This window comes from Protofrankia coriariae (assembly GCF_001017755.1).
Classification (GTDB): domain Bacteria; phylum Actinomycetota; class Actinomycetes; order Frankiales; family Frankiaceae; genus Protofrankia; species Protofrankia coriariae.
The window spans coordinates 22,559-30,897 of the sequence record NZ_JWIO01000034.1 but is presented as its reverse complement, the minus strand read 5'-3'; the positions used below and the strand labels follow the sequence as shown (position 1 = coordinate 30,897).

9 protein-coding genes are annotated in these 8,339 nt (G+C 71.3%); 6 read left to right on the top strand and 3 right to left on the bottom strand.

Annotated features, from left to right (window positions below; genetic code table 11):
- Positions 1–287 precede the first annotated feature (287 nt).
- Complete coding sequence (locus tag FrCorBMG51_RS25550) at positions 288–494, bottom strand: transposase domain-containing protein (RefSeq protein ID WP_052914818.1); 207 nt, start codon at positions 492–494, stop codon at positions 288–290.
- A 344-nt stretch (positions 495–838) separates the two neighbouring features.
- Here FrCorBMG51_RS25550 and FrCorBMG51_RS18370 point away from each other — a divergent pair, with 344 nt between their 5' ends.
- The 4 genes from FrCorBMG51_RS18370 (at position 839) to FrCorBMG51_RS18355 (ending at position 5,719) form a co-directional block, all read left to right on the top strand.
- The gene (locus tag FrCorBMG51_RS18370; protein WP_052914828.1) at positions 839–2,515 is read left to right on the top strand and encodes an ABC transporter substrate-binding protein; all 1,677 of its coding nucleotides are present in this window, start codon (positions 839–841) and stop codon (positions 2,513–2,515) included.
- Positions 2,516–2,644: 129 nt separating this feature from the next.
- Entirely contained in the window at positions 2,645–3,631 is a 987-nt protein-coding gene (locus FrCorBMG51_RS18365; protein WP_047224290.1) for an ABC transporter permease, read from the top strand.
- The gene (locus FrCorBMG51_RS18360) at positions 3,607–4,626 is read left to right on the top strand and encodes an ABC transporter permease (protein WP_086055549.1); all 1,020 of its coding nucleotides are present in this window, start codon (positions 3,607–3,609) and stop codon (positions 4,624–4,626) included. The genes FrCorBMG51_RS18365 and FrCorBMG51_RS18360 overlap by 25 nt, the downstream gene beginning before the upstream one ends.
- 82 nt (positions 4,627–4,708) lie before the next feature.
- Positions 4,709–5,719: a glutathione S-transferase C-terminal domain-containing protein gene (locus FrCorBMG51_RS18355; RefSeq protein ID WP_052914817.1), complete on the top strand. Its 1,011-nt coding sequence runs from the start codon at positions 4,709–4,711 to the stop codon at positions 5,717–5,719.
- A gap of 377 nt (positions 5,720–6,096) precedes the next feature.
- Here the strand turns inward: FrCorBMG51_RS18355 and FrCorBMG51_RS18345 are convergent, their stop codons facing one another.
- Both FrCorBMG51_RS18345 and FrCorBMG51_RS18340 read right to left on the bottom strand, forming a co-directional pair.
- Positions 6,097–6,528 carry a helicase HerA domain-containing protein gene (locus tag FrCorBMG51_RS18345; protein WP_235433702.1) on the bottom strand — a complete coding sequence of 144 codons (432 nt, stop codon included), beginning with the start codon at positions 6,526–6,528 and terminating at the stop codon, positions 6,097–6,099.
- Positions 6,519–7,649 carry a hypothetical protein gene (locus tag FrCorBMG51_RS18340; RefSeq protein WP_047224287.1) on the bottom strand — a complete coding sequence of 377 codons (1,131 nt, stop codon included), beginning with the start codon at positions 7,647–7,649 and terminating at the stop codon, positions 6,519–6,521. The genes FrCorBMG51_RS18345 and FrCorBMG51_RS18340 overlap by 10 nt, the downstream gene beginning before the upstream one ends.
- On the opposite strand from FrCorBMG51_RS18340, the gene FrCorBMG51_RS27190 reads away from it, so the two are divergent.
- Together FrCorBMG51_RS27190 and FrCorBMG51_RS18335 are read left to right on the top strand one after the other, a co-directional pair.
- Positions 7,642–7,911, top strand: a complete 270-nt coding sequence (locus FrCorBMG51_RS27190; protein ID WP_086055555.1) for a transposase — start codon at positions 7,642–7,644, stop codon at positions 7,909–7,911. The genes FrCorBMG51_RS18340 and FrCorBMG51_RS27190 overlap by 8 nt on opposite strands.
- Entirely contained in the window at positions 7,859–8,050 is a 192-nt protein-coding gene (locus tag FrCorBMG51_RS18335) for a hypothetical protein (RefSeq protein ID WP_047224286.1), read from the top strand. Before FrCorBMG51_RS27190 ends, FrCorBMG51_RS18335 begins: the two co-directional genes overlap by 53 nt.
- Positions 8,051–8,339 lie beyond the last annotated feature (289 nt).

The following is an 8,339-nucleotide window of genomic DNA, read 5'->3' as shown; positions in this document are numbered from 1 at the left end:
CGGCGGGCCCTCGCCGGTGGCCGGGTCGCGGCCGAAGGCGGCCAGGTTCTCCTCGGAGTCCGGCGTCTCGATACGCAGCGTGTCCAGGGACAGCACGCGCAGCCCCCGGTAGGTAGGCGGACCACCCACCCGTGCGGCCGTGGCACGAAAGAGCGCCTCCAGCGGNCTCGGCGCCGAGCCGGGCCCGGGCCCGCGACAGCGCGGCGGCCGTGGGCACCGGGCAGGTGGTCGGCCGACCCAGGCTCCAGATCAGCCCCTGGGCCAGCAGCCGCGCCACCCGCTCGTACTTAAAGACCGGGAAACAGGCACAGCGCCAGTACGAAGTACACCACCACCCGGGACGGCAGCAGCCGGGTACGCATCTGGATCCGACCGGTGTCGGCGAGCACGGCGTCGACGACGTCGGCGGGAAAAGCCCTGGTGAGCATGGCGACGGCGATGCGGTCGGCAAGCGAGTCACCCACGTCGGGGCCCGTCGTGCCGCTCAGCTCCATATTCGGTTCTCCGTTCCTATTCCTGGCGGTACCGGGCCGTTAAGTCAACAGCCCCCGGCTGGCGGCGTCAATTGTCTCTGGCCCTGCCCCGAATAGCCACGGTAGTCTCCCGACGTGCCCGCGGGAGCCGTAATTCTGATGCGCCGTCTGGACGTCGACCTCGTCCGGCAGGCAAGTGCGCTCTGTCCCTGAGCGACCTGCGTACACACCCCATATCACCAGTCACCACGCCGCGGGCTGGCGATTTCCGTGTCCGCATTCCGTCCGCGCGCGTACCGGTCGACGTCCGTCGCAAGGCGGCACCGCTGATTTCCGCTCCGCAACAATCCGCTTCAGGAGTGTCCATGTTCCGCCAGTCGAGCCCACCCGTTCCCGCGCGCCGCAGACATGTCGGAGGGCCGGGCCGCCGAATTCTGCCCGGAATGGCGGTGGTGCTGTGCCTGGGGCTGGGACTGGCCGCCTGCTCCTCGTCGGACGACGGCGGCGGCGGGACGGCGGCGCCCGGCCTGGGTGCCGCGCGCGGCGGCGGAACGCTGACGGTCGCGGTGGCGAGCAAGCCGCTGTGCCTGGATCCGCAGAACAACAGCTCCAACGGCAACACCGCGATCAGCCGCCAGCTGGTCTCCTCGCTCACCGACCAGGACCCGGCCACCGGAAAGATCGTCCCGTGGTTGGCCTCGAAGTTCGAGGTCGGCGCGTCGGCCACCGAGTTCACCTTCACCCTGCGCCCCGGGGCGACCTTCAGCGACGGTGCGCCGGTGGACGCGGCCGCGGTCAGGGCGAACTTCGACACCATCGTCAGACTCGGCGCCGTGGACGCGGTCGCAGCCAGCTACCTGACCAGCTACCAGGGCACCACCGTGGTCGACAGCCACACCGCGAAGGTCACGTTCTCCCGTCCCAACGCGCAGTTCCTCCAGGCCACCTCGACGGCCGCGCTCGGGCTGCTCTCCCCCGCCTCGCTGGCCCTCGCCCCGGAAGAGCGCTGCCAGGGCCGCGGCCTCGCCGGCGCGGGCCCGTTCGTGCTGAAGGAGGCCGTGCAGGGCACGGAGATCCGGCTTACGCGGCGCGCGGACTACGCGTGGGGCTCGCCGGTGTGGAAGCACCAGGGCGCGGCCTACCTCGACGGCATCGACTACAAGGTGGTGCCCGAGTCCGGGGTGCGCGTCGGCAGCCTGCTCTCCGGTCAGGTCGACACGGTCATCGGGGTCGACGCGCGGGACGAACGGCGGCTCGCCGCCGGCGGCGCCACCGAGCTGTCCCGGCCGGTGCCGGGCATCACGTACAACCTGACGGCCAACACCGAGCGGCCGCTGCTGGCCGACGCCTCCGTCCGTAAGGCCCTGACCAAGGGCATCGACCGCGCCACCATCGTCCGGACCCTGCTCAGCGACCACTACCGGCCGGCCACCAGCATCCTGACCTCCAGCACGCCCGCATACACCGACCTGTCGGCCGACCTGGCCCACGACCCGGCAGGTGCCCGCGCCCTGCTGGACGCGGCCGGCTGGCGGCCGGGCGGTGACGGCATCCGCACCAGGGACGGCGTGCGGCTGGCACCGACGCTGATCTACCCGGGGGTCGACACCGCCAGCCGCAACGTGCTCCAGCTGGTCCAGTCCCAGCTGCGCGAGATCGGCGTGGACGTCCAGCTCTCCGGGCTGCCACTGAACCAGCTCGCGCCCGACCAGGACGCCGGCCGGTACGACCTGCTGTGGTTCGGCCTGACCCGCGCCGACCCCGACGTGTTGTCGACCGTCTTCGCCACCACCACCAAGAACCGCGCCCATCTGCCCGCCGGCAACCCGTTGGACACGCTGCTGGCGAAACAGTCCGAGACGCTCGACGCCGCCGAGCGCGCAGCCCTGGTCGGGCAGGCGCAGCGGCAGATCGTCCAGGAGGCGTACTCGCTGCCCGTCTACGAGCAGGCCCAGTCCGTGGCGTTCGCCGGGCGGGTGCAGGCAGTGGCGCTGGACGGCTCCGCGCAGCCGGCGTTCTTCGACGCCTGGCTGGCGAACTGACCGGCCAGAAGGCACCAGCCGGGCAGCGCGGACCTGGCAGCGCGGACCTGGCGGCACGAATCAGGACAGAACGGTTCAGGATGGCACGGATCAGAACGCGACAGAGCATGAACAGGGGAGACGCGGAAGATGACGGTACGTCACCTGCTGCTGCGGCTGCTGCATGCGGTGGTCACCGTGTGGGCGACGTTCACGCTCTCCTTCGCCCTGCTCTACCTGCTGCCCGGAGATCCGGTCGCCATCATGCTCAGCGGCCAGGGCGGTGTCGCCAACACCACCCCCGAGCAGGTGCGCCAGCTGCGGGCCGCCTACGGCTTCGAGCGCCCGCTGCCGGAGCAGTACGCCGACCGGCTGTGGGCCGCCCTCCACGGCGACCTGGGCCGGTCGGTGGGCAGCGGCGACACCGTCGTCCACACCTTTGCCACCGCGCTGCCGCAGACCCTGGCCCTCGCGGGGGTGGGTCTGGCGCTGGCCGTGCTGCTCGGGGTGGGCACAGCGCTGGCCGCGGTTGCCACCCGGTCGCGGCGGCTGTCGCGGCTGCTGCTGTCGGCGCCCTCGCTGGGGGTTTCGTTCCCGCAGTTCGTGGTGGGCCTGGTGCTGCTGGAAGTGGTCTCCTTCCGCTGGAAGCTGCTGCCCGCCTTCGGGCACACCGGCGGCAGCGGGCTGGTGCTGCCCGCGATCACCCTGGCCATCCCGACGGCCTCGGTGATCGCGCAGGTCTTTGCCCGCAGCCTGGCCGACGTCCTGCTGTCGCCCTACGTCGCCACCGCCCGGGCCAAGGGGGCCGGGCGGGCCAGGGTGCTGCTGCTGCACGCCACCCGCAACGCGGCGCTGCCGCTGCTGTCCCTGCTGGGGCTGATCATCGGCAGTCTGCTGGCCGGCTCGGTGGTGGTGGAGACGGTATTCTCCCGCGACGGTTTCGGCCGCATCACCGCAGCCGCGGTCGAGGCGCAGGACATCCCGGTGGTGCAGGGCGCGGTGGTCGTCAGCGCCCTGGTCTTCGCCGCCGTCAGCCTTGCCGTCGACCTGGTGACGCCACTGCTCGACCCGCGCCTGGCCGAGCGGCCCGCAACGGGAAGGGGCAGCCGCGGATGGCTGAGACCACAGTCGGCCTGACCCCCCCCGACACCACCCGTGACGCCACCCGCGACGCCACCCACAATGCCGCCCATGGGACTCCCCGTGGAACCCCTCATGGGAGCGTCGGTGATGCCGCGCACGACGCCGTCCGCGGTACGGCCCACAGCGACACCCCTTTCCCCGTGGCGCCGCGGGCGTCGCTGTGGGCGGCTTCGCACGCGGTGCTGCGGGGCGCGTGGCGCAGCCCGGGGCTCACGCTGGCGGTGCTGGTGCTGGTGCTCGTCCTGGCCTGGGCGTTCGTGCCCACGGTGTTCTGCGCGCACGCGCCGTTGGCCACCGCGCCCGACCGCGCGCTGCTCCCGCCGAGCGGCGCGGCCTGGTTCGGCACCGACTACCTGGGCCGGGACGTCTGGTCACGGGTAGTACATGCTTCATCGCTTTCACTGCGCGCCCCGGTGATCGCGGTCGGGCTCGCACTGGCCGGCGGGGTCACGATCGGCCTGGTTGCGGGCAGCCTGCGCGGCTGGGTCGACGCCCTGCTGATGCGGATGGTCGACACGGTGCTGGCCGTTCCGGCGATCATGCTGTCGCTGACCGTGGTCACCGCGCTGGGTCCCGGCACCGCGCACGCGGCGATCGCCGTGGGCCTGGCGGGCATCGCGGGCTTCTCCCGGATCGTGCGCGCCCAGGTGCTCAGGGCCCGGCAGGAGCCGTATGTGGAGGCCGCGTCCGCCGCGGGTGTGCGGGGCCCCGTGGTGCTGCTGACCCATGTGCTGCCGCACGTGTGCGGGCCGGTGCTGGCGCTGGCGGCACTCGAGCTGGGCACCGCGGTGCTCGCGGTGTCCGCGCTGAGCTTCCTCGGTCTCGGGGCGCAGCCACCCACGCCGGAGTGGGGCGCGATGGTCTCCGAGGGTCGTGACTACCTCGGCACCGCCTGGTGGCTGACCGTGCTGCCCGGCCTGACCATCGCCGCCGTCACCGTGGCGGTCAACCGGATCGCCCGCGCCCTCTCCCCCGGTGGCCGGCGGTGACGCCCCGTCCGCTCTCCCGCTCTTCCTCCCGTCCGTCCGGGTACCTTTCCCGCCTTTTCCGACGTCCCTTACGGAGTTACCCATGACTCAGGTGCACTTCACCGGGCAGCCCCCGGCCGTGGTTGACACCGCCTGCGCGCCCGAGACCGAGTCCTGCGACCAGGCCCCGGTGACCCCGGCCCGCGACGTGGAGCGGCTGCGCGGGCGGATCACCGCCGACGGCTCCAGCGGCTACCGCGCCGAACCCGGCCGCTACCACGTCTACGTCTCCTGGGGCTGCTCGTGGTCGTCGCGCGCCGCGGTCGTCCGCGCGCTCAAGGGCCTCCAGAACGTGGTCTCGCTGTCGTACGTCGACGACTCCACCGACGAGCGTGGCTGGATCTTCGACGGCCGGTCCGGGCCCGACCCGGTCAACGGCTTCTCCCAGCTGCGGGAGGCGTACGAGGCGACGGTGCCGGGCTGGCCAGGCCGCGCCTCCGTGCCCGCGCTGTGGGACCGGGAACACGGAAGGATCATCAGCAACGAGTCGGGCACGATCAGCCTCGACCTCAGCACGCAGTTCGACGCCTGGGCCGACCCGGACGTCGACCTCTACCCGTGGGCGCTGCGCTGGCGGATCGACGCCTTCAACACCTGGCTGCACCAGGACGTCAACAACGCCCTGCACCGGGTCGGGCACGCGGCGGACCCGGTCGAGCACGCCCGGATCCTGCGGGTGCTCTTCGAACGCTTCGACACCCTGGAGGAGCGGCTGCGCACCCGGCGCTACCTGTTCGGGCCGATCATCACCGAGCCCGACGTGCGGCTGTGGCTGTCGCTGGCCCGGCTGGACGTCGCCTACCCTGGGCTGCTGGCCACCAACATCGCCCGTCCGGAGGGCTTCCCCGCGCTGTGGGCCTATGCCCGCGACCTGTACGCGCTGCCCGCTTTCAGGGACGCGACGGACTTCGCCGTGATCCGCCGGAACTTCGCCGACAACTTCGACCAGCTGCACCCGGAGCGGGTCGTCCCCCGCACGTCCCTGACCACCTGGACGACGGCGGAATGGGACACCCCGCACGGACGGGAAGAGGTGGGTGCCGTCCGACCCTGAAACGGTCACGCATTGTCGGCCGGCGGCGTCCGGGCGTCTGCCGAACGCACTTTCTCCCGTCGCAACAATGCCACAGGAAATTCCTGCGAAGAAAGACCGCTCACTGACCGGCCCGCCAGTGACTCTCCAGCGCATGGCGCGAACGTGACGCGAGGAAAAGCACGCGGCAGACCAAGGAGCCACGGGCACGGCGGGCGNCGGGCACGGCGGGCGGAGCCACGGACGAGCGATGATCCAGGGGGAACTGGTCGGATGCGGCTGGTCGACGTCCATACTGGCTGCCCGGACGAAGCATGCGGGTTCGGCGGGCGGATGCCATGTCGGGTGTCTGGACGTAGGCGTTGCCGACCGGAAGCTGCTCGATCTCCTCCGTGAGGTCACGGCCCGCCCTGACNGAGAGCACCATGGCCATGCGCCTCGTAACCGCCCACCAGCGCCTGGTAGACGACGTCCCGCTGGATGTCACCAAGCCCGCACACGTAGGCGAAGATCTCCGAGACGGACAGTGCGTTCATCCTGTAGGCGTGCCGGCCGGCGTCCGCCGCCAGCTCGAACGGTGAGAAGGGCATGCCTGCCGCGGCGTCCCGCACATGCGGGGACTCCGGCCGCCGCGGGTCGTTCCCGAACTGACCGTGGAAATCGATCACCAGTGCGGGCAGGCCCTGCGCCACCGCGCCCTGAAGCAACCGGATCGTCGTCTCCGACTTGCCCTGTCCCGGGATACCGAGAATGAACAGGTGGGGGCTGCCGGTCGTGCTCGCCTCCCAGACGATGTCCTCCTCCGGAGGCAGCGTGCGGCCTACCGGCACCTGCACGGCCCGCGGGTACGCGAGTTCCCGGGCCGGCGGTTCATCCGGCGGGCTCGGCGTCGTCGTCGGCTGTGCTCCGCGGCCGGAGCCGTCCTCGGCGGCGTCGGCGGCGACTCGGCCGGAGGCTGCGACGGGACATCTGCCGAGGTGCCCGCAGGCTCAGGGGGACGTCCACCGGCTTCGCCGCCGTCCGCGCCGACGACGGCGGACGACGGGAGCGTGCCGACGGTTGGCGAGACGTCCGTGTCCGTGTCCGTGTCCGCATGGGCGCTCGTGCCGTGCCCGGCCGGACCCGGGTCCGCGGCACCCGACACCACGATCGGGTCGAACGCGCGCGGCGGCGGGATGTAGGCGGGGCGGCGGGTGTCGACGTCCTCGTCCGCCCCGAGGTTTCTGGCCGTGATGGTGCGGATGCGGGTGCCGTTGACCTCGAAGTCGGCCGTTCCGTCCTCGTGCAGGACCACGATGTAGCCGCTGCGCTGGTAGCCGACCGCCAGACCGCTCGTCTCCAGCCGGTCGATGGTCTCCTGGATGCGGCCGAACTCCACCGCCTCCGTGATCAGGCCCCGGCGGGCGGACCGGCGCAGGTAGTAGCGCAGCAGCGCCGCGAACCGGGCCCGCTGGAGCGGGCGGTCGATCCGGACGGGTTCGGTGAAGAACAGCCGGTTGATGACATCGATCGTCGCATCCACCTGCCCCGCGATGTCACGGGCGAGATCTTCGCTGCCGAGCATGCCACGCGACTTCACCTCGACGGCCTCCATGCTCACCCGGCGCGTGGTGGGAAAACGGACCAGGAGCAGATCGCACCGTCGGGCCCGCTGGCCGGGCTGGCGCCGGGCGCGGGCGCCGAAAAGCTCCGGATGGGCGTCGACGGGGATGATGACCGTGTTCTCGAGTTCACCGCGACGGCGCAGGTGCGCCACCACCGCCGCCAGTGCCACGGCCTCCTTCGCCCGGTTGTCGTCACCGGTCGCGGCGAGGATCAGCCGGCCCGACACCAGCAGCAGCTCGTCGATGACCGACGACACGGACTCGCCCGGACGGTAGAAGCCGAGCTCGATCATCGCGCGCAGGAACATCTTCTCGACGTCCGCCCGGTGCGCGGTCGTGATGGACATGAGCCGGTTCCCGACCGCGGCGCATCTGGCCTCCTGGGCGGGGATCTGCCCGGGTAACCACGCCTCCGCCGGAACCTCGCGGTCGGGTCGTAGCCGTCAGGGATCGACGTGGCCTCACCGAGGCCGCGCACGCGGCCGCTCAGACCCGGGAGACCTACCTGGCCGCGCACTACGCCCAGATCCGGGGCCGTCGTGGTGTCCAGAAGGCCGTGGGTGCGATCCGTCACGACATTCTGATCGCCTACTGGCACATCGTCCATGACGACACCGTCTACCGGGACCTTGGCCCTGAATGGATGCGTCGCCGGCACAACACGGAAGCCCAGCAGAAACGCCTCGTTGCCCAACTAGAAAAACTCGGCCTGAAGGTAACCGTCGAACCCGAACAGCCAGCCGCTTGACCACACGGGAGGAATAGCCGCAACCGAACAGCCACCCGTAACGTCGGGCCGACTACCGGCGTGATCAGCCATGCCCGCAGCCAACCCAGCCCACACCGGAAATCCTCACCTCAGACAAATGTCTGCTCAGGCAGGCGAAGTTCTTCTGGAAAAGGCGTGTTTCTTCTCGTGCCAGGAAAATTCCTTCGTAGGTCAGGAGAACGTCTTGAACGGAACGGTGTCGTCGTCGCGCAGCTCGGCGACAAGCCCGAGCTCCCAGGACAGATAACGGCGGAAGCCGGCCTTCCGC